Source organism: Pseudomonas sp. PvP027 (genome assembly GCF_017833005.1).
Lineage (GTDB): Bacteria > Pseudomonadota > Gammaproteobacteria > Pseudomonadales > Pseudomonadaceae > Aquipseudomonas > Aquipseudomonas congelans.
Map to the genome: position 1 here is coordinate 3,846,805 of NZ_JAFIBK010000001.1, position 26,636 is coordinate 3,873,440.

Consider the following 26,636-nt stretch of genomic DNA (forward strand, 5'->3'; position numbering starts at 1 on the left):
GACGCGAACCTTTAACTGAAGCTTGAAGGCTGAGTGGTCAATACGGCATGCAAGGTTCCCTGGATAGGGGCTTTGTGCGTGTTCGATGGGCGTCGCCGGATTATTCCGGCGTTTGCGCGCCACTGGTCCTGGACAGTTCAGCGGGCCGGGTTGCCGCATTGGAAAAGGCCAAATGATAGGCCAGGCCGACGAACACCGCGCCGCCCACCGCGTTACCTAAAAATACCGGAACGAAATTGTCGCCGAACTGCGCCCAGCTCAAAGCGCCGGCAAAGATCGCTGCAGGAATGACGAACATGTTGGCGACGATGTGCTGAAAGCCGATTGCTACAAATGCCATCACCGGAAACCACATGCCGACCACTTTACCGATCACATCCTTGCTCGCGTAGCTGAGCCACACCGCCAGGCACACCAGCCAATTGCAGCCAATGCCGGAGATGAAGGCCTGTTCGAAGCTGGCCCCCACTTTTGCATTGGCGATGGCCACGGTCTTGGCCATGAATGCGCCTTCAGTCAGACCCACCACATGGCCGAAACAATAGGCGACGAACAGCGCGCCGATCAGGTTGGCCAGCGTCACCAGCAACCAGTTGCGCACCAATTGACCCAGACCGATACGCCCGGCGAACAACGCCATGGGCAGGCTCATCATGTTGCCAGTCAGCAACTCGCCGCCAGCCAGCACCACCAGAATTAGCCCGACCGGAAACACCACAGCGCCAAGCAGATTGCCCAGCGACGCCCACTCGTGAGGGATCATGGTGCTGACATGAATGTCGAGGAGAAACCCGAGGGCGATGAAAGCCCCTGCCAGAAAGCCCAGGATCATCAACGACGACAGGCCCATGTGGGCCTTCTTGACGCCGCTTTCGACGGCAATTTCAGCGATTTGCTGCGGGGTGTTCAAAGACATGGTGGGCTCGTGCGTGGTCGTGGGCTGAGCGTGGGGAGTAGAAACTCAGGCGGTGCGCGCATCTGTCGCACCGGCAAACAACGTTACGGAATGTTTCGGAAGATGGCTAATCGGATGTTTTGATCGGGTGATTGAGATGGTCGATGAGTGGGGAGGTTTGCGCGGAGGTGGGCTTATAGTTGTTTGGTTGGCAGGTTTGTAGTGGGTCGACTAAACCCGAGCACTGAGTTGTCAGCGACCGAGCCACCTTAGAAACGCTGACTCAAGCGCTCAAGCCAGCGGACTGACGCAACTGCAGGCAACGGAGCAAGGCGCCAAGGCTTCTGTAGGACGTTTACTCGTTCCGCAACACGATCCTGTTTTTTACTTCATCCGGCTTGGTATTGCCCGGCATCACCCCATAACTATCCCTGTCTCCATAAACCGCAAGGACAGACCATGACCAACCCAACCGAAACCGCCATCCTTGCCGGCGGCTGCTTCTGGGGCATGCAAGATTTGTTGCGACGCTACCCCGGCGTACTGCATACGCGAGTCGGCTACACCGGTGGTGACGTACCGAACGCCACCTACCGCAACCACGGCAACCATGCCGAAGCGATTGAGATCGTGTTTGACCCGGCGGTGATCAGCTACCGGCAGATTCTTGAGTTCTTTTTCCAGATCCATGACCCGAGCACGCCTAACCGGCAGGGTAATGATCTTGGGCCAAGCTATCGTTCGGCGATTTACTACCTGAGCGAACAGCAAAGGGATATTGCCGAAGATACCGCGGCTGACGTGGACGCCTCCAAGCTGTGGCCGGGACGTGTGGTCACGCAAATCGAGCCCGCCAGGGAGTTCTGGGAGGCGGAGCCGGAGCATCAGGATTATCTGGAGCGGATACCGAACGGTTATACCTGCCACTTCATCCGGCCGAACTGGAAGTTGCCCAAGCGGGCTTGAACCTGAATCGCACCGGGAAAGGCTGCGATAGGGGAGAGCGCAAAAGCTGACCTGTCCCTGTCATGCAGGCAACTGTAGTGGTATCAGACACTTCTATCTGGCGATATTCTCGCCTGAATGAGTGTCCGGAATCACTAGACCACTACAGGACTGTATCTGAGAGGACCTCACCAGAAACACAAAAGCCGCGCAATGCGCGGCTTTGAGTATGGTGGGCCCACACGGACTCGAACCGTGGACCAAAGGATTATGAGTCCTCTGCTCTAACCAACTGAGCTATGGGCCCTCAGTAGGTCGCGGATTATAACGGCGGTTTCGCGGCTGTGCTATCCGAAAAGTCCGAAAGATTCATAAGAAGAAATCTTGCGCAGAATTCTTCGGCGTCGAGGGGCAGGCTGACGATGTAGCCCTGGATCTGTTCGCAGCCTTCGCTGGTCAGAAATTGCTGCTGTTCGCTGTTCTCCACGCCCTCGGCGATCACGGTCAGTTGCAGGCTGCGTCCAAGGGCGATGATGGCGCGGACGATGGCGGCGTCGTGGGTGTCTTCCGGCAGGCCGCGGACGAAGGACTGGTCGATCTTGAGGATGTCCAGTGGCAGGCGTTTGAGGTAGCTCAGTGAGGAGTAGCCAGTGCCGAAGTCGTCGATCGCCAGTTGCACGCCGAGTGTCTTCAATTGGTGCAGCACTGCCAGCGCTTCCTGGGTCTGGCTCATGATGAAGTTTTCGGTGATTTCCAGTTGCAGGCAGCCGGGTTCCAGGCCGTTGTCCGTGAGCAGCTTTTCGATGCGTTCCAGCAGGTTGGTCTGGCGCAGTTGAGCGCCTGCCAGGTTCACCGATAGCGGGCCGAACGGCTGACAGGTCTTGCGCCATACGCCCATCTGGCGGCAGGCCTGCTCCAGCACCCAGTCGCCGATCTGCAGGATCATGCCGTTTTCTTCCGCCAGGGGAATGAAGTGCTCGGGCGGCACTTCGCCAAATGTCGGGTGGTTCCAGCGGATCAGTGCTTCTGCGCCTGCCATTGTGTGGGTTATCAGGTTGATTTTGGGCTGGTAGGCCAACGTCAGTTGATTGCGCTCCAGAGCGCGTCTCAGTTCCTGCTCGAGGGCGATGCGCTCGCTGGCCTGGTCACTGAGGTCGCAGGTATAGCTTTCGACCCGGTTGCGACCTTTTGCCTTGGAACGGTACATCGCAGCGTCGGCATTTTTGACCAGCGTGGCCACGTCATTGCCGTCGGTAGGAAACACGCAGCTACCGATGCTGGGGCTGATGTAGAGCTCATGTTCGCCAGCTTGAAAGGGCGTGTTGAAGCAGGCCAGTAATTTATTCGCGATAGCCTGCGCGTCGCTGGCTTGCAGCAGGCCTGGCAACAGAACGATGAACTCGTCACCGCCCAGGCGTGCGACGGTATCGATGTCGCGCAGGGTTTCCTTGAGCCGGTGTGCGATGCCTTTCAGCAGCAGATCGCCGACCGGGTGGCCGAGGCTGTCATTGATGTGCTTGAAGCGATCCAGATCGAGAAACAACACTGCGCCGAGGCTGCCGGACTCTTCGCTGTGTAGCAGGGCGGCCTGAAGCCGGTTCTCGAACAATATCCGGTTGGGCAGGCCGGTGAGCGGATCATGATGAGCTTGATAGTCGAGGCGCGCCTGTGCGTGTTTGAGGCTGGATATGTCGGCGAAGACGGCGACGAAGTGGGTCAGGAAGTTGTCTTTGTTGCGCACGGCACTGATGGTCAGCCAGCTCGGGTAAAGCTCGCCGTTCTTGCGGCGATTGCTGATTTCGCCCTGCCAATGACCCTCGGCTGCCAGTTGGTGCCACATCGAGGCATAGAACGCACTGTCATGCTGGCCGGAGGCAAGCAGGCGAGGGGTCTGGCCAATGGCTTCATCCTCGCTGTAGCCAGTGATTTCCGTGAATGCCCGATTGACGGCACTGATGCGCTGGTCGGTATCGGTGATGAGCACACCTTCGGCGGTGCTTTCGAATACCGTTGCGGCCAGGTGCAGCTTTTCCTGCATCTGGCTGCCTTCGGTTACATCCCGTGCAATTGTCAGCAGGCAGTCATCGCCCGCGATAATGAGGGGTTGAGAGGACAGTTCGCACAGTCGTATATCGCCGTTGGCATTACGCAGCCGGACGCGCAGGTCTCTGACGAAACCATGCTTCTTCATACGCTCGACGAGCCTTGAGCGCTCACTCAAGTCAACCCAGATGCCCAGGTCGAACGTTGAGTGGTCAAGGCAGTACTTTTCGCTGTATCCGGTGATACGGCAGAATCCTTCGTTGACCTCCAGAAGCATGCCGTCCTGTTGCCGGGTAATCGCCAGTCCGTCGGGCGAGGCATGAAAGGCTTTGGCGAATTTCTCTTCGGAAAGCTGTAACTGTCGCCGGGCCTGTTTGAGCTGGGTGATATCTCGCACTGTCACCAGCACAGCGGGCGTCGAGCTTTGCTCGAACGGTTGGGCGGACATGAGGCCGGAAAAGATTTCGCCGTTTTTGCTCCGGAAGGGCATCTCCAGATTATGGATATCGCCCGTCTGCAATTGCTGCAGGACTTTTGGGCCGATGCCTGGCACTGCCCACAGATTCAGTTCTGTAGGTGTCTTTCCAAGCACTTCGTCAAGGGCTAGCCCGGTTCGCTCCACGAACGCCGGGTTGGCATCCATGATCTGCCCGTCGGCAAGGCTGGCGATGATCATTGCATCCGGGCATTGGGCGAAGACCGAGGCGAATCTTCCTTCGGACAGGCACGACGCCTCCCGATCACCGTTGTCGATTACTCCACTCATATGCGGTTTACGTCCGTGCTTGACTATCGCTGATGATGGTGTGGCGTAACCTTGTACTTCATTGATCCAAGGTTTTACTCGAAGAGCGCTTGTTTCCAGCGTGATACGTAGTTGTAGGTCAATTCATCAGTACCTGCAAATGGATTGATGTATGACCTCTTCTTGTTTTGATCAATTGACGACTGGGCCTGCAAGTTTTGAATTTTTTTCTGCCCGGAAACGCAAAACCCCCGGCATGCCGGGGGTTTTGTTGACTCGCTGGTGTGATTACTCGTCGAGGAACGAGCGCAGGTGCTCGCTTCTCGTCGGGTGGCGCAGCTTGCGCAGTGCCTTGGCTTCTATCTGACGGATCCGCTCGCGGGTTACGTCAAACTGCTTACCAACCTCTTCAAGGGTGTGGTCGGTATTCATGTCGATGCCGAAACGCATGCGCAGAACCTTTGCTTCACGGGCGGTAAGGCCCGACAGCACTTCGCGTGTCGCTTCTTTCAGGCTTTCAACAGTGGCAACATCGATTGGCGACTGCATGGTCGAGTCTTCGATGAAGTCACCCAGATGCGAATCTTCGTCGTCACCGATCGGGGTTTCCATGGAGATCGGCTCTTTTGCGATCTTCAATACCTTGCGGATTTTATCCTCAGGCATCTCCATGCGTTCGCCCAGCTCTTCCGGGGTCGGTTCGCGACCCATTTCCTGCAGCATCTGCCGGGAAATGCGGTTGAGCTTGTTGATCGTCTCGATCATGTGCACCGGAATACGAATGGTGCGGGCCTGGTCGGCAATCGAGCGAGTGATCGCCTGACGGATCCACCAGGTGGCATAGGTCGAGAATTTGTAGCCACGACGGTATTCGAACTTGTCCACAGCCTTCATCAAGCCGATGTTGCCTTCCTGGATCAGATCAAGGAATTGCAGGCCACGGTTGGTGTACTTCTTGGCGATGGAGATCACCAGACGCAAGTTCGCTTCGACCATCTCTTTCTTCGCGCGGCGGGCCTTGGCCTCACCGATCGACATGCGACGGTTGATGTCCTTGATCTCGGCGATTTTCAGGCCGGTCTCTTCTTCCAGGGCGGACAGCTTCTGCTGGCAACGCTGGATGTCAGGCTGCAGGCGACCAATGGCTTCGGCGTATTTGCTCTTGCCCTTGGCCAGTGCGTCAGTCCAGCTTTCGTCAACTTCGTTGCCCGGGAACTGGCGCAGGAAGTCGGCGCGCGGCATACGTGCATCACGTACACACAGCTGCATGATGGCGCGTTCCTGTGCACGAAGACGCTCGAGCGCACCGCGTACACGCTCTACCAGACCTTCAAACTGCTTTGGAACCAGTTTGATCGGCATGAACAATTCGGCCAGAGCAACCATTTCGGCAATGGCGTGCTTGTCGTCGCGACCAAATTTCTTCAGGGCCTTGCGGGTGATTTCCATTTGATCGGAAACCGCACCGAAGCGCTGTTGGGCGATGACCGGATCAGGACCGCTCTCGACTTCGTCTTCTTCGTCGCTGGCGTCCGCCGACTCTTCCTCTTCGTCATCGGCACCTTCGGCCTTGACGGCTTTCGGGTCGACAGGCGGCGGGACTTCGGCAGGCGGCGCAATGCCGTCGTCCGGGTCGATATAGCCGCTCAGGACATCGGAAAGGCGACCGCCTTCACTGGTGACGCGTGTGTATTCGGAGAGAATGTGGTCAACCGTGCCTGGGAAGTGCGCAATTGCGCCCATCACTTCACGGATGCCTTCTTCGATACGTTTGGCGATTTCGATTTCGCCTTCACGGGTCAGAAGTTCAACGGTACCCATTTCCCGCATGTACATACGAACAGGATCGGTGGTACGACCGATGTCGGTCTCGACCGCTGCCAACGCTGCAGCCGCTTCTTCTGCGGCTGCCTCATCGGTATCGGCGTCGGCCAGCATCAAGGCGTCCGCATCCGGAGCACTCTCGTGTACCGGGATCCCCATGTCGTTGATCATGCGGATGATGTCTTCCACCTGCTCGGGATCTGAAATATCCTCGGGCAAGTGGTCGTTGACCTCTGCGTAAGTCAGATACTTCTGCTCACGACCCAGGGTGATCAACTCTTTGATACGAGATTGCTGTTGCGCTTTTCCGGACATAACACCCTATCCACTGAAGGTCTTGGCGGGCAAAAAACAAGCCGAGGATTATACCCGAGCTATGACCTCACGCGCCAGTTGAGGTCGGGGTTTGTGCGGGAACATTGCGATTTAGCAGTTCCCTAAGCTGAATTTTCTCTTCTGCGCTCAACTCGGTCTGCCGAGCCTTGCTGATCAGATGTTCCAGACTGCGCTCGCGCTGGCGAGCGGATAAGCTAGTTATAGTGTCGAAAAACTGTTGTTCAAGGTTATCGGCCTCAATCAGCCATTCCTTTTCTGCCAGTGCGCGCAGCAAGCGGCCCTGTTCGGTGCCATGCCATCGCGCTATCAACTGTAACGACCGAAGGTTCGGATTCTTTTGCCGGGCCTCGATAAGAGCGACCAGCAGTTGTGCGTTTGATTGGTCTTCTGCAGCGAAATGGCTGGCATTTTCGACCTTTTCCGCCAATTCGGGGTGATGCAGCAAGGTTCTCAGCGCAGCCTGCATGGGCGGTTCGACGGCGGTAGGCACACGCGGCGTTCGAGGTTCAAAGTCCTGGCGCTTGCCTTTTTTACCCCAGGATTTGTTGTCCCATTTTTTTTGATTCTGACCGCCGGTTTTCTTCTGCGTCCATTCCTGCTGAGGCTCATAACCGCCTTGTGGCTGGTAATCGGCAAAATCAGGCATGGCATCATAGTCGACATACGGGTCGTAACTCGGTGGCGCCTCTGCCGGCGCGCTCTGCACCAGCTGACTGACGGCTTCTCCGGTCAGTCCGGTAATTTCGCTCAGGCGCTGACGCATCAGAATACGCAGGTTCGCGCCGGGCACCTTGTCGATCAGTGGCGCTGCCAGGGTGGCCATGTGCGCCTTGCCTTCCAGCGAGCGCGGGTCGGACTCTTTGGTCAGTTGTTCGAAAAAATAATCGGCCAGCGGCTGCGCGTGCTGATTGATGCGTGCCTTGAACGCGTCGGTGCCTTCTGAGCGTACCAGCGTGTCCGGGTCTTCGCCTTCGGGAAGAAACAGAAAGCGCGCCCGCCGTCCGTCCTGCAGGTTCGACAGGGTCGCTTCCAGTGCACGCCATGCAGCGTTGCGCCCGGCCTGATCGCCGTCGAAGCAGAACAACACGTTGGGCACGACCCTGAACAGGCGCTTCAAGTGCTCTTCGCTGGTCGCTGTACCCAGCGTGGCCACGGCATTGCGCAAGCCTTGCTGGGCGAGGGCGATGACGTCCATGTAGCCTTCGACAACAATGATTTCATCGAGGTTGCGATTGAATTTGCGCGCCTCGAACAGGCCGTACAGCTCCTGACCCTTGTGGAAAACCGGTGTTTCCGGGGAGTTCAGGTACTTGGGTTTGTCATCGCCCAGTACGCGGCCGCCAAAGGCAATGACGCGCCCACGTGAATCACGGATCGGAAACATCACCCGGTCGCGGAAGCGGTCGTAGCGTTTACCGGTTTCGGCGTTCTCGATCAGCAGGCCGGCATCGATCATCACCTTTTGCTGCAATGAGTCGCTGCTCAGGTGTTTGTACAGGTTGTCCCAGCCGGGAGGGGCGAAGCCCAGGCCGAAGTCCCTGGCGATTTCGCCGGACAGTCCGCGGCCCTTGAGGTAATCCACCGCAGCCTTGCGTGACGGGTGGCTTTTCAGGGCCTGACGGTAAAACTCGGCAGCGGCGGTCAACAGCGGGTAGAGCGGGGAATCGGTCGGTTGCCGGGGCTTCTGGCCTTTTACGCTCTGTTCGCGAGGCACTTCCATGCCGGCGGCCTTGGCCAGGTCCTCGACCGCCTGGGGGAAGTCCAGATTGTCGTGGTCCATGATGAAGCCGAGCGCGTTGCCACCTGCGCCGCACCCGAAGCAGTAATAGAACTGCTTGTCCGGGCTGACGCTGAAAGAGGGGGTTTTCTCTTTGTGGAACGGGCAGCACGCGGTGTAATTCTTCCCGGCTTTCTTGAGCTGCACGCGCGAACTGACAACATCGACAATATCGGTGCGGTTCAGAAGGTCGTCGATAAAGCTCTGGGGAATCAGCCCGGCCATGGCGTTCTCATCATTCAAGCGTGGTGCAAAAGTATCGGATGACTCTACGAGCGTTCCGTCAGCCTGTCAGCCGTCTTTTTGAAGACGTCGGCAATAAACGGGCACGTCTTTGCATCCGAAGGACGGTGTTGGCCTGAAAGGAATAAGGCTTGATCCCGCGAGTGGATCAAAAAGGCCACAAGCTTCGTTGCCCACATGAGTGGTCAGAGCCCGGGACACGGAAGACGCTGCCTTGGCTGAGCTTCTTGCGAAGTCATCAAGGCATACTCGTCTTGTCATCGGTCGATGTGCTGCCCGAGTGGGCATGACCGATGTAGCCTGTGAACAGGCTGGACGTGCTTGACTGAATATCCGAGTCGCATCGGCGGCCTGGACAGGGTCAATCAATAAAGCAAACGCAAAACAGCGAAGCTGTAACTGCCGAAAGCCCGGCTGGTTGGCCGGGCAAGGCAGAAGCTTGCGACGAAGGTCTGTAAATTAATACAGACGAACGGCGCGGCGCTGTTCGCGCTGGACTTTCTTGGCGTGGCGTTTGACAGCAGCTGCTGCCTTGCGCTTACGCTCCGAAGTCGGCTTCTCGTAAAATTCGCGGCTACGAACTTCAGCCAGAACACCGGCTTTTTCGCAGGAGCGCTTGAAACGACGCAGAGCTACGTCGAAGGGTTCGTTCTCTTTAACTTTGACGGCTGGCATCCAGAGCTACCTTCATTCATTACCGGGGTCAACGCTCAGTGCAAACACTGCACAAAAGTACGTCGGTTTTTAAGGGTTGCGGATGTTAACCCCTCATTGAGAGGAATGCAAAGCCTCTGATCGAAAACCGCTGGTCGGCACCTCGGTCGACGACTATTATGCGCGCCTTCAAATCTGCCCCCTACAAGGCGCAACCCCATGCTAGTACTGGGATTAGAAACCTCCTGCGACGAAACCGGCGTCGCATTGTACGACAGCGAACGCGGTTTGCTTGCGGACGCATTATTCAGCCAGATCGACCTGCACCGTGCCTATGGCGGCGTGGTGCCGGAGCTGGCTTCGCGTGATCACGTCAAGCGCATGCTGCCCCTGATTCGCCAGACACTGGCCGAAGCGGACTGCGTGGCCACTGATATCGACGCCATTGCCTACACGGCCGGCCCTGGATTGGTGGGCGCCTTGCTGGTCGGCGCTTCATGCGCCCAGGCGTTGGCATTCGCCTGGGACATTCCGGCGCTGGGCGTGCATCACATGGAAGGTCATCTGCTGGCGCCGATGCTGGAAGAAAACCCGCCACAGTTCCCGTTCGTCGCCTTGCTGGTGTCCGGCGGCCACACGCAGCTGGTACGTGTCGACGGCATCGGTCAGTACGAATTGCTTGGCGAGACCCTGGATGATGCTGCAGGTGAGGCGTTCGACAAGACCGCGAAGATGATGGGCATGCAGTACCCAGGCGGCCCCGAGATTTCAAAGGCGGCCATGCAGGGCGTGGCGGGGCGTTTTGTTTTCCCTCGGCCGATGACTGATCGTCCCGGTCTGGAATTCAGCTTCAGCGGCCTGAAAACCTCTGCGCTCAATACCTGGCAGCAATGCCGGAACGCTGGAGACGACAGTGAGCAAACCCGCTGCGACATCGCTCTGGCCTTCCAACAGGCGGTAGTGGAGACTTTGACCATCAAGTGCAAGCGCGCGCTCAAGCAGACTGGCCTCAAGAGCCTGGTGATTGCCGGTGGTGTGAGCGCCAACAAGGCACTGCGGGCTTCGCTGGAAAGCATGCTTGGCGACTTGCGCGGCCATGTCTATTACGCGCGGCCCGAGTTTTGTACCGATAACGGCGCCATGATTGCCTTTGCCGGGTGTCAGCGTTTGCAGGTCGGGCAGAAGGAAGATTTGAGCATCAGCGTGCAGGCGCGCTGGCCCATGGAGCAGTTGTCGGGGTTGTGACGGCAGGCGAGGCGGGTTGCGCCTCAGAAATGTCGTTCGCGCCCGGCGAGCAGGTCGCGTAGATTGCCGCGATGGCGCCAGACGATGAGCAGGGTCAAGACGCTCATCGGCAACAGCGCATGAGGCTCCTGCCATGCCAGCAATGGCAGGGTCAGGGGGGTGGCGATCAGGGCGGCAAGCGAGCTGGTGCGGGTCAGGTAGAGCGTCAGCAGCCAGGCGACTATCGCCAGGGCGGCGGCGGGCGGATACAGGCCCAGCAGCACACCGGCGGCGGTCGCTACGCCTTTGCCACCGCGGAAGCGAAAGTACAACGGGAACAGATGGCCCAGCACTGCGCAGACACCGATCCAGCCCTGCTGTGCAGTGTCCATGTTCCAGGCGCTGGCCATCAGGATCGGCATCAGGCCTTTGCAGAGATCGCCGAGCAGGGTCAGGATGGCGAGTTTTTTCCCGGCCAGACGCAGCATGTTGGTCGCACCGGCATTGCCGGAGCCACTGGCACGCGGGTCAGGTATGCCGCTCAGTCGGCTGAGCAGGATGGCGAAGGACAGCGAGCCAAGCAGGTAGGCGAAGGTGGCCAGTAACCAAAACATGCGAACCATTCCGGGCGAGGGTGCCCTGATTCTAACGGCGCATCGCGCCCTTGTCGTGCAGTGGAGAGTAGTGCTTGGACAGAGTTTTCATCGAGGGCCTTGAGGTCGATACGGTCATTGGCGCCTATGACTGGGAGCGCGGCATTCGTCAGTGCCTGCGTCTGGACCTCAGTTTTGCCTGGGACAATCGCCCCGCCGCCGCAGGGGATGATCTGAGCAAGGCCCTCGACTACGCCAGCGTCTCGACACGTATCCAGGCGTTCGCCGAGCAGGCACAGTTCCAGTTGGTGGAGACCTTCGCCGAGCGACTGGCCGAAGTGCTGATGGGTGAATTCAATATTCCCTGGCTGCGCCTGAAACTGACCAAGCCCGGTGCTGTGGCGGCCGCCGCCGGTGTGGGCGTGGAGATCGAGCGCGGATGTCGCTGACGCGGATTTTCCTCGGCCTGGGGAGCAACATCGAGCGTGAGCGCCACTTGGTTGCGGGGCTTGATGCGCTGGATGGCTTTCTGACTGACCTGAGCTGCTCGCCGGTTTTTGAAAGCCATGCGGTCGGTATCAAGAGCGGGCCGTTCTTCAATCTGGTGGTGTCGGCGCTGACCGATCTGCCCTTGATGGAGCTGGATCGTCGCCTGAAATTCATCGAAGCGGACAATGGCCGCTATGCCCCGGATCGCAAAGGGTTGCCCCTGGATATCGATGTGCTGCTGTATGGCGAGCAGGTGGGTAATTTCGACGGGCTGATTCTGCCGAGGGCGGAAATCCTGAAGAATGCCTTCGTGCTGCGCCCATTGGCGTTGATTGCCCCTGAACGTCTGCATCCGGGCGTGGGAATTGCCTTCAGCAAACTCTGGGCTGATGCGCAGATTGATCAGCAGCTCTGGCCTGTGGCTTTCGAGTGGCGCGGGCTGGGTCTGACGCCTGAGGATTTACTGCGTAGTTGAGGTGTCTCCACCGCACATCGTTTACACAAGTCCTGGAACGCCCAGAATAAAGGGTTTCCAGGCTTCTGCCCGGAGGGCGTGGGAGAGAATCGAGCGACGCTTCGCTTGTTCGCGAAAGCTCTGTTCTGGGCGATACATCTTCATTGGATGTAACTGCCCGTTCGCGAACAAGTTCGCTCCTACGGCCTTCGGCCAGAACCAAAGCGGATATGTGTACGGCGATGAAACACTGCCGCGTGGGAGCGATAACCGTGCGAGAGAGCCTGTCAGGCGACGTGCTCGGCCTTGTAGGTTTTCAGCGCCTTCAATCGCTCGCTTTTCAGCGCATCACCCAGTTCCTTGCCCTTCAGACCCTGTTCCAGCAACGGCTGTACGGAAACTGCGCGTGCGGCTTCGGCAGCGCCGCGCAGGTAATCGGCCTGTGGGTAACTGCGTTGTTCGAAGCCGTGGCGTCCTCGAGCGTCCATTTCGCAAGCCGCAATGAATTCTTCAAAGCGCTGCGGGCGGCGGTAGACGTCGAAGCTTTGCAGCAGCTCCAGCAGGGTCGAGGGCTTCAGCTCCAGCGCACGGTGGCCGTGGGTATGGTACTGGCCGACCAGCAGCGCCAGTTCCTGGCAGTCCCTTGGTACACGAAAGCGCTCGTTGACCGCCTTTATCAGGCGCAGGCCGGTGTGTTCATGGGCGATGTGCCGTGGCCATTCGGCTTCCGGGGTCAGCCCTTTCCCGAGGTCGTGCAGCAAGCAGGCCCAGCGCACCGTCAGCGGATGTTTATGGCGTGCGGATTGTTCTAGGACACTGAGCACGTGTACGCCGGTGTCTATTTCCGGGTGATGCGCCGCTGGCTGCGGTACACCAAACAACGCTTCGACCTCGGGCATCAGCTCGTTGAGCGCGGCGCAGTCGTGCAGCACCTGGATGAACACCTGAGGCTGTTCTTCCATGAGCGCGCGCGAGATTTCCTTCCAGCTTCGCTCGGCAGTCAGCGCCTTGAGTTCACCCGACTCACTGAGCTGGCGCATCAGCCCCAGGGTCTCGGGTGCGATGGTGAAACCGTAGCCGGCGTAGCGGGCGGCGAATCGGGCCACACGCAAGACCCTGAGCGGATCTTCGGCGAATGCGGGGGAAACGTGACGTAATATCCGCGCTTCTAAATCTTTCTGGCCGTTATAGGGATCGGTGAGATTGCCGTCCTTGTCTTCCGCCATGGCGTTGATCGTCAGGTCACGCCGAATCAAATCCTGCTCAAGCGTCACCTCGGGGCTGGCGTGGAAAACAAAGCCTCCATAGCCCACGCCGCTTTTGCGTTCGGTGCGCGCCAGCGCGTATTCCTCATTGGTCAGCGGATGCAGAAACACCGGGAAATCTGTACCGACCGGGCGGTAGCCCTTGATCAGCATGTCCTCGGTACTTGCGCCGACCACGACCCAGTCGATGTCCGTGACAGGTTGACCCAGAAGACGGTCGCGTACAGCACCGCCCACTTTATAAATCTGCATAAAAAGCCTCCGTAAGCGCGACAGGATAAACCTTGTGTCGTGCTTGCGGAGGCTAAAGCTGCATGACCAAGCGTTTTAAGCACTATTGGCCTAGCGCTTAAAGGTGGACGACCGCCATATCAAGCCGGGGATATTCACTGTCGGCATGCTCGCCTTTCGGGGGTACGTGATGAGTCTTGACCACCTGATCGCCCTGCAAGGTTTCCAGGTGGATGTCAAAGCCCCACAGCCGGTGCAGGTGTTTGAGCACCTCGTCTGTCGAGTCACCGAGCGGTTTGCGATTGTGCTGTTGATGGCGCAGGGTCAGCGAGCGATCGCCTCGGCGGTCGATGCTGTAGATCTGCACATTGGGTTCCCGGTTGCCCAGGTTGTACTGCGCAGCGAGTATTTCGCGGATGGTCCTATACCCGTTTTCATCATGAATGGCGGGTACCAGAAGGTCTTCCTGCTGGTCGTCGTCCATGATGCTGAACAGTTTGAGGTCGCGAATCACCTTGGGCGACAGGTACTGGAGGATGAAGCTCTCGTCCTTGAAACTGCTCATCGCAAACTTGATCGCCGTCAGCCAGTCGCTGCCGGCAATCTCCGGAAACCACTGCCGGTCCTCATCGGTAGGGTTTTCGCACATCCGGCGGATGTCCTGATACATGGCAAAGCCCAGCGCGTAGGGATTGATGCCGCTGTAATAGGGGCTGTCGAAACCAGGCTGAAAAATCACGCTGGTGTGCGACTGCAGGAACTCCATCATGAAGCCGTCGGTGACCAGGCCTTCGTCGTACAGGTCATTCATCAGCGTGTAGTGCCAGAACGTAGCCCAGCCTTCGTTCATCACCTGTGTCTGGCGCTGAGGATAGAAATACTGCGCGATCTTGCGCACGATGCGCACCACTTCGCGCTGCCAGGGTTCAAGCAGCGGGGCGTGCTTCTCGATGAAGTAGAGAATGTTTTCCTGCGGCTCAGCCGGGAAGCGTGCATTGTCTTCCTTGCTGCCCTTGTCGGCACTTTTCGGGATGGTGCGCCAAAGATCGTTGATCTGCCGCTGAAGGTGCTCCTCCCGGTCCTTCTGCCGACGCCGCTCCTCTTCGGCGGAAATCGGGTAGGGCCGCTTGTAGCGGTCCACACCGTAGTTCATCAGCGCATGGCAGGAGTCCAGCAAGTCCTCCACGGCATCGATGCCATGGCGCTCCTCGCATTGCATGATGTACTGCTTGGCAAACACCAGGTAATCAATAATCGAGCTGGCGTCGGTCCAGGTGCGAAACAGGTAGTTGCCCTTGAAGAAGCTGTTGTGGCCATAGCACGCATGGGCGACGACCAGCGCCTGCATGCAGATGGTGTTTTCCTCCATCAGGTACGCAATGCACGGGTCCGAGTTGATGACGATCTCGTAGGCCAGCCCCATCTGGCCGCGTGAATAGGACTTTTCCGTGCTGAGGAAGTGTTTACCGTAGGACCAATGGTGATAGCCCAGCGGCATGCCTACCGACGCATAGGCATCCATCATCTGCTCGGCAGTGATCACTTCGATCTGGTTGGGATAGGTGTCCAGCGCATACCGCTCGGCAATCCTGCCGATTTCGCGGTCGTAGGCGCGGATCAGTTCGAATGTCCACTCTGACCCCGTGGAAAGGGGTTGGCGCTTCTGCTCTCTGGCGGTCATGACACTAACCTTCGCTGAAAGAGTTCGCGGAATACCGGATAGATATCACCGGCAGAGACCAGCTGTTGCTGGGCAAACGTGTCGGCAAAATCTTCACCGATGCGTTCGTATTCATACCACAAGGCCTGGTGCTCACGCGGGGTGATTTCCACGTACGTGTAGTACTGCACGAAGGGCATGATCTGTTTGGTGAGGATTTCCCGGCAGATGGGCGAATCATCGTTCCAGTTGTCGCCATCCGACGCCTGTGCCGCGTAGATATTCCAGTCACTGCTCGGGTAGCGTGCGGCCATGATTTCCTGCATCAGTTTCAATGCGCTGGAAACGATGGTGCCGCCGGTTTCCCGGGAATAGAAAAACTCTTCCTCGTCCACTTCGCGGGCGCTGGTGTGGTGACGAATGAAGACCACATCGATCTTGTCGTAGTTACGTTTGAGGAACAGGTACAGCAGGATGAAAAAGCGCTTGGCGATGTCCTTGGTCGCCTGGGTCATGGAGCCGGAGACGTCCATCAGGCAAAACATGACCGCCTTGGAGCTGGGGTTGGGTTGCTTGACCAGCAGGTTGTACTTGAGGTCGAAGGTGTCGAGGTAGGGCACACGACGAATGCGCGCCTTCAGTCGGTCGATCTCTACTTCCAGTTCCTGAATGTCGCCGAAGTTATCCGGCTCTTCGCGCTTCATGCGCTCAAGCTCGGCGGTGGCTTCCCTGAGTTTCGCGCGACTGCTGCCGGACAGCGCGATGCGGCGTGCATGCGCCGAGCGCAGGGTGCGGATGATGTTGATACGCGACGGGTTGCCTTCGTTGCTGATACCCGCGCGCACGGTCTTGAAGGTGTCGGTGCCGGTCAGGTTGCGCTTGACCAGGTTCGGCAGCTCAAGGTCTTCGAACATGAACTCGAGAAACTCTTCCTGAGTAATCTGGAACGAGAACTCATCCATCCCTTCGCCGGAGTTGCCCGCCTTGCCGGGGCCCTTGCCACCACCACCGCCTTGAGGGCGGGCGATGTGCTCGCCTGTGGTGAACTCCTTGTTGCCAGGATGAACAACAGTCTGCTTGCCGCCGCGACCGTGGTGCAGGACCGGTTCGTCGATGTCGCGCCCGGGAATGCTGATCTGCTCGCCGTGTTCCATGTCAGTGATGGAGCGCCGGCTGACCGCTTCCTCCACTGCTTTCTTGATGTGGTCACGGTAACGCCGCAGAAACCGCTGCCGGTTTACCGTGCTTTTGTTCTTGCCGTTGAGACGTCGGTCGATCACATAGCTCATAGGCTCCTCCGGGGAGCTTCAAGTTGTAAGCCTCAAGCTGCAAGCGAGCACGCGATCAGTCCCGAGCCCGGGTCTTGATCGCTTTTCGCCTGCAGCTGATAGCTTGAAGCTTGCAGCTGCGTTACTGCGATTTCCGCACGCGCAGATACCATTCGGAAAGCAGACGTACCTGCTTGTCCGTGTAGCCCCTCTCGACCATTCGTGTCACGAAGTCGTTGTGCTTCTGCTGATCCTCTTTGCTGGCCTTGGCATTGAAGCTGATGACGGGCAGGAGATCCTCGGTGTTGGAGAACATTTTCTTCTCGATCACCACCCGCAGCTTCTCGTAGCTGAGCCAGGTCGGATTCTTGCCATTGTTGTTGGCACGGGCGCGCAGCACGAAATTGACGATTTCGTTGCGGAAATCTTTCGGGTTGCTGATACCAGCCGGTTTCTCGATCTTTTCCAGTTCTTCGTTCAGGGCCACACGGTTGAGGATCTCGCCGGTTTCCGGATCGCGATATTCCTGATCCTGAATCCAGAAGTCCGCATACAGCACGTAACGGTCGAAAATGTTCTGACCGTACTCGCTGTAGGATTCCAGATACGCCGTCTGGATTTCCTTGCCGATGAACTCGATATAGCGGGGTGCCAGGTATTCCTTGATAAAGCGCAGATAGCGTTCGCGCGTTTCGGCAGGGAATTGCTCCTGTTCGATCTGTTGTTCCAGTACGTAAAGCAGGTGCACCGGGTTGGCCGCGATTTCATGCGGATCGAAGTTGAAGACCTTGGACAGAATCTTGAATGCGAAGCGGGTGGACAGACCATTCATGCCCTCGTCGACGCCCGCACTGTCGCGGTATTCCTGAATCGACTTGGCTTTCGGGTCAGTGTCTTTGAGGTTCTCGCCGTCATACACGCGCATCTTGGAGTAGATGTTGGAGTTGTCCGGCTCTTTGAGGCGCGACAGCGTGGTGAACTGCGCAAGCATTTTCAGGGTGTCCGGCGCGCAGTGCGCCTTGGACAGCGAACTGTTGAACAGCAGCTTGTCGTAGATCTTGATCTCGTCGCTGACACGCAGGCAGTACGGCACCTTCACGATGTAAATACGGTCGATGAAGGCTTCGTTGTTCTTGTTGTTGCGGAAGCTGTGCCATTCCGATTCGTTGGAGTGCGCCAGCAGGATACCGGTGAACGGGATCGCTCCCAGCCCTTCGGTACTGTTGTAGTTGCCTTCCTGGGTTGCGGTGAGCAGCGGGTGAAGGACCTTGATCGGTGCTTTGAACATCTCGACGAATTCCATCAGGCCCTGGTTGGCCCGGCACAGTGCGCCCGAGTAGCTGTAGGCATCGGCGTCGTTCTGCGGGAATTCTTCCAGCTTGCGGATATCTACCTTGCCGACCAGCGCAGAGATGTCCTGGTTGTTTTCGTCGCCGGGCTCGGTTTTCGCCACGGCAATCTGATTGAGAATCGAAGGGTAGAGCTTCACCACCTTGAACTGACTGATGTCACCGCCAAACTCGGCCAGGCGTTTGGTCGCCCAGGGCGACATGATGGTGCTCAGGTAGCGTCGCGGAATCCCGAAGTCTTCCTCGAGAATCGCGCCGTCCTCTGTGGCGTTGAACAGGCCCAGGGGCGACTCGAATACTGGTGAGCCCTTGATGGCATAGAACGGGACTTTTTCGATCAGTTGCTTGAGTTTTTCCGCCAGGGACGACTTACCACCGCCCACCGGGCCGAGCAGATACAGGATTTGTTTCTTCTCTTCCAGGCCTTGAGCGGCATGGCGGAAATACGAAACGATCTGGTCGATGCATTCTTCCATTCCGTGGAAGTCGGCAAAGGCCGGATAGCGGCGTATGACTTTGTTGGAGAAGATCCGCGACAGCCTGGAGTTGGTGGAGGTATCCACCAGTTCGGGTTCGCCGATCGCCAGCAGAAGACGTTCTGCGGCAGAGGCGTAGGCGCTGCGATCCTGTTTGCAGAGCTCAAGATACTCCTGTAACGAGAGCTCTTCTTGCCGCGTGCTTTCGAAGCGTTGTTGGAAGTGGCTGAATATACTCATGACGTCACCTCGCTCGATACGTGGAGCCGGCGGCGGATCGTCAGTCGATGCTGGCAGCAACCGCTTAGCAGCCACTGTTTCCCCCCAGAACACCCTAAAAGTAACTACCGATGACCCACGCGCCGGTGTACCGGCTCTCCCCTGAATACGGATGGCCTAGGGCTAAGGATAGTTCGGATTCGGAAAGATAAAGAAGGGATGCGCGAGAAGAGGGGCTGACCGTTCGTCAGATGGCTCGCGAGCCCGCGTAGAACGCGGGATCAGCTGTCATAAAAATATTTTCTATCAGCCTTGCACGGTTTCTTGCGGGTAAGTGGCGCGCCACAGCTCGAAACCGCCGTCCACGCTGTACACATCCGAGAAACCCTGGCCAACCAGGTAGGCTGCAGCACTCTGGCTGGAGTTGCCGTGGTAGCAGACGACCACCAGCGGCTTGTCCAGGTCGGCCTCGCGGATGAAGTCGGCGATCGAGTGGTTGTCCAGATGCACGGAATCGGGAATGTGATTGCTCTGGAAAGCCTGTGGATCCCGAACATCGACCAGCACGGCGCCTTGCTCGCGCAGAGCCTGGGCCTGTTCAGGTGGAATACGTTTGAATTCAGTCATTGCCTGGGCTCCTGAGCCTGAGGTTACGGAAGGGGAGTAGCGCCGGCTTGCACTCGGGTAACAAGCCCGTCGGCGGCATTGCCGATAGCATCGCAATTGCACTGATGACGTTCAAGCGTATCGACATTGAGCAGCGTCATCGAGCCACCCCAGACACACCCGCTGTCAAGGGCAAAGACGCCCGGTTCGTCGCAGCGACCTTCCAGCGCAGCCCAGTGACCGAAAATGATTTTCACGTCTCGGGTCTTGCGGCTCTGGTGGCTGAACCAGGGCGCGTAGCCAGGTATCGCGGTGCCGACCCCTTCCTTGCTCTTCAGATCGAGCTTGCCGTCGCTGGTGCAGAAGCGCATGCGAGTGAAGTAGTTGGTGATGACCCGCAGACGCGTCACGCCTTGCAGGTCGTTGTCCCACTTGGCCGGTTCATTGCCGTACATGCCGTCGAGGAAGGCGCCATACGGCTGGTCGTCCTGCAGCGCGTGTTCGACTTCGGCAGCGTGCTTCAAAGCCTTTTTCAGTGTCCACTGTGGCGCGATACCGGCATGCACCATGGCGACATTGCGTTCTGCATCGTAATGCATGAGCTTTTGCCGACGCACCCAGCCGAGCAGCTCGTCACGGTCAGGCGCTTCAAGGATTTCAAGCAGCGTGTCGCCTTTTTTCAGCAGCTCTTTTTTACGGGCCACTGCCAGCAGGTGCAGGTCATGATTGCCGAGTACGCACACCAGCGATTCGCGGATGCTGTACAGGTAGCGAAGCGTTTCCAGCGATTGCGGGCCACGATTGACGAGGTCACCCACCAGCCAGAGGCGATCCTGCTCCGGGTTGAAGTGCACGTGCTCGAGCAGGCATTGCAGAGGTTCAAGGCAGCCCTGCAGGTCACCAACGGCGTACACCGCCATCAGTGCAGCGAGCCCGGAACAGCCAGACGGAAAGGCTTGATAACCGCATCGAAGCGTTTGCCGTCTTCGGCCAGCATCTGATAAGTGCCCTGCATATTGCCGACTTTGGTCGTCATGACCGTACCACTGCTGTAGGTATGGCTTTGGCCGACCTTGATCAGTGGCTGCTGGCCCACCACGCCTTCGCCACGCACTTCCTCGACATTGCCATCACCGTCGGTGATGATCCAGTGCCGCGACAGCAGTCGGGCGGGGAGTTCGCCGTTGTTATGCACGGTGATGGTGTAGGCGAAAGCGAAGCGGTTCTGCTCGGGTTGCGATTGCTCCGAGAGGAAGCGTGTGACGACGCTGACGTCGACCTTGTAACGAGAATCGGGCATGCAATAGGCCTTGAAATCCATAGCTGCGAAAAAAGGGCGTGTGCGGCAGGTAGATCAGTCTAGGACAAGTAAGCGGAAAACGAAGACTGAGCCTGCCGTTTACTTGTCCCCAGGGTTCACTCTGTCACAACTTTTTCGCTGAGAGTGTCTGCCAGACGAACGAATGCAGCCAGATCGAGCTGCTCGGGACGCAAGCTGCCGTCTACTCCGGATGCGGTGATCTCATCGCTGCTCAACAGCAGCTTGAGCGTGTTGCGCAGGGTCTTGCGGCGCTGGTTGAACGCCTCACGCACGATTCGCTCCAGCACGCGGTGGTCCTTGGCAGGATGAGGCAGTGTTTCGTAAGGGACGAGGCGCACAATGGCCGAGTCCACTTTCGGCGGTGGGTTGAACGCGCCCGGTCCGACGTTGAACAGGTGTTCCACGCGGCAATGGTACTGGACCATGATCGACAGACGCCCCCAGTCACCTCCGCCGGGGCCGGCAGCCATGCGCTCGACCACTTCCTTTTGCAGCATGAAGTGCATGTCGCGGATCAGGCTGGCGTTCTGCAGGAGGTGAAAAATCAGCGGTGTCGAAATGTTGTACGGCAGGTTGCCCACCACCCGCAGGCTGCGCGGTTCGGCGCCGAGGGTGTTGAAGTCGAACTTCAGCGCATCGCCCTGATGCAGGTTGAAGTTAGGTTTGCCGTCGAACTGACTGTTCAGGATCGGGATCAGGTCCTTGTCCAGCTCGACCACGTCCAGCTGAGCGCCACTGTCGAGCAGTCCTTCGGTCAGTGCACCCTGGCCCGGCCCGATTTCCAGCAGCCGGTCTTCAGGTTTGGCACGGATGGCACGCAGGATCTTGTCGATAACGCCTGCATCGTGCAGGAAGTTCTGCCCGAAACGCTTGCGCGCCCGGTGTTGGTATTGCTCGGTCATGAATGGGTCTCGGCCATCTGGTAGGCGGTTTGCAGTGCGACGTGCAGGCTGCCGGTGTCAACGTTCGCAGTGCCGGCCAGGTCCAGCGCCGTGCCGTGATCGACAGAGGTGCGGATGATTGGCAGGCCGAGCGTCACATTGACCGCTGCGCCGAAACCTTTGTATTTCAGCACAGGCAGGCCCTGATCGTGGTACATCGCCAGCACTGCATCGCAGTGCTCCAGATATTTGGGGGTAAACAGAGTGTCTGCAGGGAGCGGGCCGCGCAAGTCCAGGCCTTCGCTGCGCAGGCGCTCCAGAGCAGGTTCGATGATGTCGATTTCCTCACGACCCAGATGCCCGCTTTCGCCGGCATGAGGGTTGAGGCCGCATACCAGAATGCGTGGGTGGGCAATGCCGAACTTGTTGACCAGATCGGCGTGCAGGATGCGTGTCACGCGCTCCAGGCGATCCGCCGTGATGGCGTCGGCCACATCGCGCAACGGCAGGTGAGTGGTCACCAGTGCTACGCGCAGGTCGCCGGTTGCCAGCATCATCACCACCTGTTCGGTGTGAGTCAGTTCAGCGAGAAATTCGGTGTGTCCGGAAAACGCGATACCGCCGTCGTTGATGACGCCTTTGTGCACCGGGGCGGTGATCATGCCGCTGAACAGACCGTCCAGGCAGCCCTGACCCGCGCGAGTCAGTGTGTGCAGGACGAACGCCGCGTTGGCCTTGTTCAGCACGCCGGTTTGCACCGGAGCGGCCAGTGGCGTATCCCAGACGTACAGACTGCCGGCAGGCGCGGGCAGGTCGGGAAACGCGTCGGGCGTGACTTCGATCAGACTGACCGCCACACTCAGTTGCGTGGCCCGCTCAAGGAGAAGGTCACGGCTGGTGATGGCAATCAGGGGATGTGGCTGAGGCTGCGTGGCGAGCAGCAGGCAGAGGTCAGGACCTATGCCGGCCGGCTCGCCGGGTGTCAGTGCGAAACGCTTGGGTTTCACTGTGCAGCCTGGGTCGCGCCAGGGAGTTTGATTTCTACGTAGGCTTCGTCGCGGATCTGACGCAGCCAGGTTTGCAGCTCTTCGTCGTACTTGCGGTTGCGCAATACGTTCAGCGCCTGCTGTTCACGAGCCTGATCGGTAGCGTCCGTGGAGCGACGACCGAGTACTTCAAGAACATGCCAGCCATACTGGGTCTGGAACGGTTTGGACAATTCGCCTTGTGGCGTTTCGCTCATCACCTGACGGAATTCCGGAACCAGAGAGTTGGGATCAACCCAGTTCAGATCGCCGCCATTGAGTGCCGAACCCGGATCTTCCGAAAAGCTTTTTGCCAGCTCGGCGAAATCCTCACCGTTTTCGATGCGGTCGTAGATCTTCTGCGCAAGACGCTTGGTCTCTGCCTCATTCCGGATTTCGCTTGGCTTGATCAGAATATGACGCACATGCACTTCATCACGCATTTGCGCCTGACCCTGGCCACCACGCTTTTCCAGCAGCTTGAGGATGATGAAACCGCCCGGCGTACGCGCAGGAGGCGTTACGTCACCGACAGGCATCGAACTGAGCATGTCACCGAAGGGAGGTGGCAATTGTGCAGCCTTGCGCCAGCCCATGTCGCCGCCTTCCAGTGCGTTTTCGCTGGACGAGGAGGTGGCTGCGAGCCGGGTGAAGTCAGCACCTTTCTTCAGTTGATCGTAGATCCCCTTGGCCTTGGCCGCTGCAGCCTGGATAGCGTCCGAAGAGGCGCTGTCAGGTGTGGCGATCAGAATGTTGGCCAGGTGAAACTCTTCAGACAGCTGAGCCTTACCCATATCGGAGGCGAGGAAGTTCTTCACTTCCTGCTGGGACACCTGGATACGTTCGGCCACCCGGCGCTGACGCACACGGCTGATGATCATTTCCCGGCGCACCTGTTCGCGCGCATCGTTATAGGACAGGCCGTCATGCGCCAACGCGGCACGGAACTGCTCCACGCTCATGTTGTTGCGCTGGGCAATGGTGCCAATGGCCTGGTTCAGTTCGTCGTCGGAGACACGAATGCCAGAGCGTTCGCCCATCTGCAACTGCAGGTTTTCCAGGATCAGACGATCCAGAACCTGTGGTTGCAGGGCTTCTGCAGGCGGTACGCCAGAGCCGCGCTTGGCAATGGTCTGCTGTACCTCACGTACCCGCTGGTCCATCTGGCTTTTCATGATCACGTCGTTGTCGACGATGGCCACGACACTGTCCAGAGGTTGAACCGCAGCATGCACTGCTCCGCTCAGGAGTAACGCGCCCAGCATCAGCGGGCGCAGACAATCAGAAAGCTTGGTCTTCACGTTCACGATAACCTTGGATGCCTTTGTCGAGGAAGCTGTCTACCTTGGCGCCAGTTACACCGCCGAGCCCCTTCAACACGATTTGTAGGAATATGCCGCGGTCGCCTTTCTCGTTCTGAGGTGCTGCCTGGCTGAACTCGTCGTAGTCGATCCAGTAGCGATTGACCAGACGCATTTTCCAGCAGCAGTTGTCGTACTCGAACCCGCCGAAAGCTTCGATGGTGCGTTCACGGTTGTAGTCATACTGCCAACGGCTGATCAGGCTCCACTGCGGCACGATCGGCCAGATGACCGAGAAATCGTGCTGCTGAATCTTGTAGTAGTCCTTCACGTAGTTTGGCGAACCCGGGGTGCCGTAGTCACCGCCACCCACGACCCAGCGACCGGTGCTTTCGTCGTAACGAATCTGGTCGTTGCGATAGCGATAGCCGACGTTGACGACCTTGTTCGGGTTGTCTTCAGGCTGGTAGTGGAACATCGCACTGCCCGAACGGGTGCTCTTGCTGTCCGGATCCCAGTTGAAATCGGAGTTGAAGCGCCAGTCACGGTTGAAGCGGTATTCGTATTCCAGTGCATAAGGCGAAACATTGGAGCGCGCATCGTCACGATCGGCGAATGCGACACCCGGCAACTGCACCTTGCGGTCTTCGAAATACAGCGCCTGACCGATGCTGAAGCGTTGGCGTTCGAAGCCGTTGTCTTCGATCCAGCGGTTAGTAACGCCCAGCGACAGCTTGTTCTCGTCGCCGATGCGGTCGGTACCGGTGAAACGGTTGTCCCGGAACAGCGAGGCGAAGTTGAAGGTGCTTTCGCTGGTGTCGAATACCGGGATGTCGTTCTGGTCTTTCTCGGGAACATAGAGATAGAACAGACGCGGCTCCAGGGTCTGGCGGTAATCCTTGCCGAACCAGTTGGTATTGCGGTCGAAGTACAGGCCGCTGTCGACGCTGAAGATAGGCACGCTGCGGCTTTGGCTGCTGCTGTATTCTTCGCCAGTCGGATTTTTAAGCGGGTTTGTGAGGTCTGCCTTGCCTTGGCTGTCCAGATCCAGATCGTATTGCGTGTACACATACTTCAGCTTCGGCGTCAGGAAGCCATAGGTCCAGTTCATCGGCAGGCTGACGGACGGAGCCAGGTTCAGGCGATCGCCGTTGGCGCGAGCCAGGCCGGAGATGTTGTTGTCCAGGCGTGTCTCGGAGTTGCCGTCTTCATCGATGAACGCGCCGCTGCGCAGGTCACGTTCGAAGCGCACCGCTTCAGTCTGATAATCGAACTTCAGACCGCCGGGGTTGTAAGGCAGCGTACCGTTGAGCGTCAGCTGAGGCAGGCGGTTGTACGGCGTAACGTTGGCAACCGTCGCCAGCTTGTAGGCCTGGGCGTTGAGCACTGCCGAGTAGCTGTCGCCACGGTAGGTCAGGGAGCCCTGCTGGTTGAGGAAGTCAGTTCTTTTCACGCCGATCTGATCGGTTTCCAGGTCCTGGAAATAGTACGGATCGCTGATGTCGGTGTAATCGACCTGGGTCAGCCAGCGCGTATCAAGCCCGCCCTTGTGCTGCCAGTTGATCATCCAGCGGGTCTTGTCGTAGTCCGACTGCAGTTTGCGGTCGTCATTCTCGTCGTTCAGATACGCGCCGCCGAACTGACCTTCGCTGCCCTTGGTCAGGTAGCGGAACTCGCCTTCCATCAGCAAGCCACGATCAGCCATGTAACGCGGGTACAACGTGGCGTCGTAATTCGGCGCCAGGTTGAAGTAGTACGGGGTGACCAGCGTGAAGCCGTTGTCGCCGCCTGCTGCAATGGTAGGCGGCAGGAAACCGGACTGGCGACGATCGTCGATCGGGAAGTAGATATACGGCGTGTAAAGAACCGGTATGTCCTTGACCCGCAGGGTAACGTTGGTCGCTGTACCGAAGCCGGTGGCCGGGTTCAGCGTGATGTTGTTGCCCTTGAGCGTCCAGGCGTTGCTGTTCGGCTCGCACGTCGTATAGGTACCGTCCTTGAGCCGGATGATCGCGTTCTCTGCACGCTTGGCGTACAGGGCGTTACCGCGAATGTTCGACTTGTGCAGGACGTACTCGGCGTTGTCGACACGAGCTTCGCCGGTATCGAGTTGCAGTTCGGCCTTGTCACCGACGATCAGCGCACCGTTGTCGCGCAGACGGACATCGCCGTTCAGCTCGCCACGGTTCTCGGCCTGATGCAGTGAAGCCTCCTGGGCCTGCACCTGCATGCTGCCCTGGCGCATCACGACATCACCCGCCAGCGTCGCGACCTGCGCTTCCTGTTCGTAACGCGAAGCCTTGGCTCCCACGAACATCGGCGCGTCTTTCATCGGCGTCTTGTCGTCCATGCCAGGACGGATCGGCTCGACGTAGGCACCCGAGCAATACGGGCCGGTTTCGGCCAGTTGCGCTGCGGTAAGCTTTTCGCGAGGAACCCAATCGAGGTGGCTGTAGTCAGCACTACGCGACTTCAGACCTTTGCCCTTGGCTTCAGTGACCAGTTGCGTACCCGCAGACTGCTCACCCGAAGAGGTGCCTTGTGAGGTGACCGTGCCGTTGGAACTGACCGACGTCGTGTCATGCACGGGGCGCGGAGGCAGATCCACTGCAGCAGCATTGGATTTCGGCGCACAGTTCCAGGCACCCGAAGCAGAGACTGAGCAGTCATACTGTTCCGCGGCGACCACGAACTGAGTGGCCAGAGGTTGCATCGCCAGCAGACTGCCGGTTACGAGCAACGGAAATTTTTTACGAAACGCGGGGGATTTCAATGCCATCTTATTAGTCCGGGCTTCCTGCGCGCCATCTGC

Annotated in this window: 21 protein-coding genes and 1 tRNA gene; 4 read left to right on the forward strand and 18 right to left on the reverse strand. The window is 58.4% G+C overall.

Annotated elements, in window-relative coordinates:
- Positions 1-100 precede the first annotated feature (100 nt).
- Positions 101-916 carry a formate/nitrite transporter family protein gene (locus tag JOE33_RS16400; RefSeq protein ID WP_054994479.1) on the reverse strand — a complete coding sequence of 272 codons (816 nt, stop codon included), beginning with the start codon at positions 914-916 and terminating at the stop codon, positions 101-103.
- Positions 917-1,354: 438 nt separating this feature from the next.
- Between JOE33_RS16400 and msrA the strand changes: the two genes are divergently transcribed.
- A complete protein-coding gene (msrA, locus tag JOE33_RS16405; RefSeq protein ID WP_024693084.1) occupies positions 1,355-1,861 on the forward strand; it encodes a peptide-methionine (S)-S-oxide reductase MsrA in 507 nt (168 codons plus the stop codon).
- Between the two features lie 209 nt (positions 1,862-2,070).
- Here msrA and JOE33_RS16410 read toward each other — a convergent pair.
- From JOE33_RS16410 to rpsU, 5 genes are all read right to left on the reverse strand, one after another.
- Positions 2,071-2,147: transfer RNA gene (locus JOE33_RS16410), tRNA-Ile, on the reverse strand.
- A gap of 15 nt (positions 2,148-2,162) precedes the next feature.
- Entirely contained in the window at positions 2,163-4,649 is a 2,487-nt protein-coding gene (locus JOE33_RS16415) for an EAL domain-containing protein (protein WP_187625851.1), read from the reverse strand.
- 267 nt (positions 4,650-4,916) lie between these two features.
- Positions 4,917-6,767, reverse strand: coding sequence for an RNA polymerase sigma factor RpoD (gene rpoD / locus JOE33_RS16420; RefSeq protein ID WP_010428811.1), 1,851 nt, complete (start codon positions 6,765-6,767; stop codon positions 4,917-4,919).
- A 67-nt stretch (positions 6,768-6,834) separates the two neighbouring features.
- Positions 6,835-8,790, reverse strand: a complete 1,956-nt coding sequence (gene dnaG, locus JOE33_RS16425) for a DNA primase (RefSeq protein WP_032611780.1) — start codon at positions 8,788-8,790, stop codon at positions 6,835-6,837.
- A gap of 477 nt (positions 8,791-9,267) precedes the next feature.
- The gene (gene rpsU, locus JOE33_RS16430; protein ID WP_002551877.1) at positions 9,268-9,483 is read right to left on the reverse strand and encodes a 30S ribosomal protein S21; all 216 of its coding nucleotides are present in this window, start codon (positions 9,481-9,483) and stop codon (positions 9,268-9,270) included.
- 198 nt (positions 9,484-9,681) lie between these two features.
- Here rpsU and tsaD point away from each other — a divergent pair, with 198 nt between their 5' ends.
- Positions 9,682-10,707, forward strand: a complete 1,026-nt coding sequence (gene tsaD, locus JOE33_RS16435; RefSeq protein WP_003394970.1) for a tRNA (adenosine(37)-N6)-threonylcarbamoyltransferase complex transferase subunit TsaD — start codon at positions 9,682-9,684, stop codon at positions 10,705-10,707.
- 23 nt (positions 10,708-10,730) lie between these two features.
- Here tsaD and plsY read toward each other — a convergent pair whose 3' ends face one another.
- Positions 10,731-11,300: a glycerol-3-phosphate 1-O-acyltransferase PlsY gene (gene plsY / locus JOE33_RS16440; protein ID WP_187625852.1), complete on the reverse strand. Its 570-nt coding sequence runs from the start codon at positions 11,298-11,300 to the stop codon at positions 10,731-10,733.
- A 74-nt stretch (positions 11,301-11,374) separates the two neighbouring features.
- Between plsY and folB the strand changes: the two genes are divergently transcribed.
- Positions 11,375-11,728 carry a dihydroneopterin aldolase gene (folB, locus tag JOE33_RS16445; RefSeq protein WP_003316242.1) on the forward strand — a complete coding sequence of 118 codons (354 nt, stop codon included), beginning with the start codon at positions 11,375-11,377 and terminating at the stop codon, positions 11,726-11,728.
- A complete protein-coding gene (folK, locus tag JOE33_RS16450) occupies positions 11,719-12,243 on the forward strand; it encodes a 2-amino-4-hydroxy-6-hydroxymethyldihydropteridine diphosphokinase (protein WP_010428799.1) in 525 nt (174 codons plus the stop codon). The genes folB and folK overlap by 10 nt, the downstream gene beginning before the upstream one ends.
- Positions 12,244-12,509: 266 nt before the next feature.
- Here folK and JOE33_RS16455 read toward each other — a convergent pair whose 3' ends face one another.
- The 11 genes from JOE33_RS16455 to JOE33_RS16505 all read right to left on the reverse strand — a co-directional run bounded on the left by JOE33_RS16455 (position 12,510) and on the right by JOE33_RS16505 (position 26,603).
- Positions 12,510-13,739: a multifunctional CCA addition/repair protein gene (locus JOE33_RS16455; protein ID WP_187625853.1), complete on the reverse strand. Its 1,230-nt coding sequence runs from the start codon at positions 13,737-13,739 to the stop codon at positions 12,510-12,512.
- Positions 13,740-13,836: 97 nt separating this feature from the next.
- Positions 13,837-15,399 carry a SpoVR family protein gene (locus JOE33_RS16460; protein WP_032611772.1) on the reverse strand — a complete coding sequence of 521 codons (1,563 nt, stop codon included), beginning with the start codon at positions 15,397-15,399 and terminating at the stop codon, positions 13,837-13,839.
- On the reverse strand, positions 15,396-16,667 hold the full coding sequence (locus JOE33_RS16465; protein WP_011269137.1) for a YeaH/YhbH family protein: 1,272 nt from the start codon (positions 16,665-16,667) through the stop codon (positions 15,396-15,398). Before JOE33_RS16465 ends, JOE33_RS16460 begins: the two co-directional genes overlap by 4 nt.
- Positions 16,668-16,788: 121 nt before the next feature.
- Entirely contained in the window at positions 16,789-18,711 is a 1,923-nt protein-coding gene (locus JOE33_RS16470; protein ID WP_003316247.1) for a PrkA family serine protein kinase, read from the reverse strand.
- A gap of 285 nt (positions 18,712-18,996) precedes the next feature.
- On the reverse strand, positions 18,997-19,317 hold the full coding sequence (glpE, locus tag JOE33_RS16475) for a thiosulfate sulfurtransferase GlpE (protein WP_003372784.1): 321 nt from the start codon (positions 19,315-19,317) through the stop codon (positions 18,997-18,999).
- Positions 19,318-19,340: 23 nt separating this feature from the next.
- Entirely contained in the window at positions 19,341-20,216 is an 876-nt protein-coding gene (locus tag JOE33_RS16480; protein WP_096139756.1) for a symmetrical bis(5'-nucleosyl)-tetraphosphatase, read from the reverse strand.
- Positions 20,216-20,596, reverse strand: coding sequence for a Co2+/Mg2+ efflux protein ApaG (apaG, locus tag JOE33_RS16485; protein ID WP_096139784.1), 381 nt, complete (start codon positions 20,594-20,596; stop codon positions 20,216-20,218). The genes JOE33_RS16480 and apaG overlap by 1 nt, the downstream gene beginning before the upstream one ends.
- Positions 20,597-20,712: 116 nt before the next feature.
- Positions 20,713-21,519, reverse strand: coding sequence for a 16S rRNA (adenine(1518)-N(6)/adenine(1519)-N(6))-dimethyltransferase RsmA (gene rsmA / locus JOE33_RS16490; protein ID WP_096131496.1), 807 nt, complete (start codon positions 21,517-21,519; stop codon positions 20,713-20,715).
- On the reverse strand, positions 21,516-22,505 hold the full coding sequence (gene pdxA / locus JOE33_RS16495) for a 4-hydroxythreonine-4-phosphate dehydrogenase PdxA (protein WP_032611767.1): 990 nt from the start codon (positions 22,503-22,505) through the stop codon (positions 21,516-21,518). The genes rsmA and pdxA overlap by 4 nt, the downstream gene beginning before the upstream one ends.
- Positions 22,502-23,824 (reverse strand): peptidylprolyl isomerase, encoded by a 1,323-nt coding sequence (locus tag JOE33_RS16500; RefSeq protein WP_032611837.1) that lies wholly within the window; start codon positions 23,822-23,824, stop codon positions 22,502-22,504. Before JOE33_RS16500 ends, pdxA begins: the two co-directional genes overlap by 4 nt.
- A complete protein-coding gene (locus JOE33_RS16505) occupies positions 23,805-26,603 on the reverse strand; it encodes an LPS-assembly protein LptD (protein WP_122528896.1) in 2,799 nt (932 codons plus the stop codon). Before JOE33_RS16505 ends, JOE33_RS16500 begins: the two co-directional genes overlap by 20 nt.
- Between the last annotated feature and the right edge of the window lie 33 nt (positions 26,604-26,636).

Excerpts from the sequence above, each read along its gene's own strand:
- JOE33_RS16400 (WP_054994479.1), bottom strand. The coding sequence starts at position 916 with ATGTCTTTGAACACCCCGCAGCAAATCGCTGAAATTGCCGTCGAAAGC.
- msrA (WP_024693084.1), top strand. The coding sequence starts at position 1,355 with ATGACCAACCCAACCGAAACCGCCATCCTTGCCGGCGGCTGCTTCTGG.
- JOE33_RS16415 (WP_187625851.1), bottom strand. The coding sequence starts at position 4,649 with ATGAGTGGAGTAATCGACAACGGTGATCGGGAGGCGTCGTGCCTGTCC.
- rpoD (WP_010428811.1), bottom strand. The coding sequence starts at position 6,767 with ATGTCCGGAAAAGCGCAACAGCAATCTCGTATCAAAGAGTTGATCACC.
- dnaG (WP_032611780.1), bottom strand. The coding sequence starts at position 8,790 with ATGGCCGGGCTGATTCCCCAGAGCTTTATCGACGACCTTCTGAACCGC.
- rpsU (WP_002551877.1), bottom strand. The coding sequence starts at position 9,483 with ATGCCAGCCGTCAAAGTTAAAGAGAACGAACCCTTCGACGTAGCTCTG.
- tsaD (WP_003394970.1), top strand. The coding sequence starts at position 9,682 with ATGCTAGTACTGGGATTAGAAACCTCCTGCGACGAAACCGGCGTCGCA.
- plsY (WP_187625852.1), bottom strand. The coding sequence starts at position 11,300 with ATGTTTTGGTTACTGGCCACCTTCGCCTACCTGCTTGGCTCGCTGTCC.
- folK (WP_010428799.1), top strand. The coding sequence starts at position 11,719 with ATGTCGCTGACGCGGATTTTCCTCGGCCTGGGGAGCAACATCGAGCGT.
- JOE33_RS16455 (WP_187625853.1), bottom strand. The coding sequence starts at position 13,739 with ATGCAGATTTATAAAGTGGGCGGTGCTGTACGCGACCGTCTTCTGGGT.
- JOE33_RS16460 (WP_032611772.1), bottom strand. The coding sequence starts at position 15,399 with ATGACCGCCAGAGAGCAGAAGCGCCAACCCCTTTCCACGGGGTCAGAG.
- JOE33_RS16465 (WP_011269137.1), bottom strand. The coding sequence starts at position 16,667 with ATGAGCTATGTGATCGACCGACGTCTCAACGGCAAGAACAAAAGCACG.
- JOE33_RS16470 (WP_003316247.1), bottom strand. The coding sequence starts at position 18,711 with ATGAGTATATTCAGCCACTTCCAACAACGCTTCGAAAGCACGCGGCAA.
- glpE (WP_003372784.1), bottom strand. The coding sequence starts at position 19,317 with ATGACTGAATTCAAACGTATTCCACCTGAACAGGCCCAGGCTCTGCGC.
- JOE33_RS16480 (WP_096139756.1), bottom strand. The coding sequence starts at position 20,216 with ATGGCGGTGTACGCCGTTGGTGACCTGCAGGGCTGCCTTGAACCTCTG.
- apaG (WP_096139784.1), bottom strand. The coding sequence starts at position 20,596 with ATGCCCGATTCTCGTTACAAGGTCGACGTCAGCGTCGTCACACGCTTC.
- rsmA (WP_096131496.1), bottom strand. The coding sequence starts at position 21,519 with ATGACCGAGCAATACCAACACCGGGCGCGCAAGCGTTTCGGGCAGAAC.
- JOE33_RS16505 (WP_122528896.1), bottom strand. The coding sequence starts at position 26,603 with ATGGCATTGAAATCCCCCGCGTTTCGTAAAAAATTTCCGTTGCTCGTA.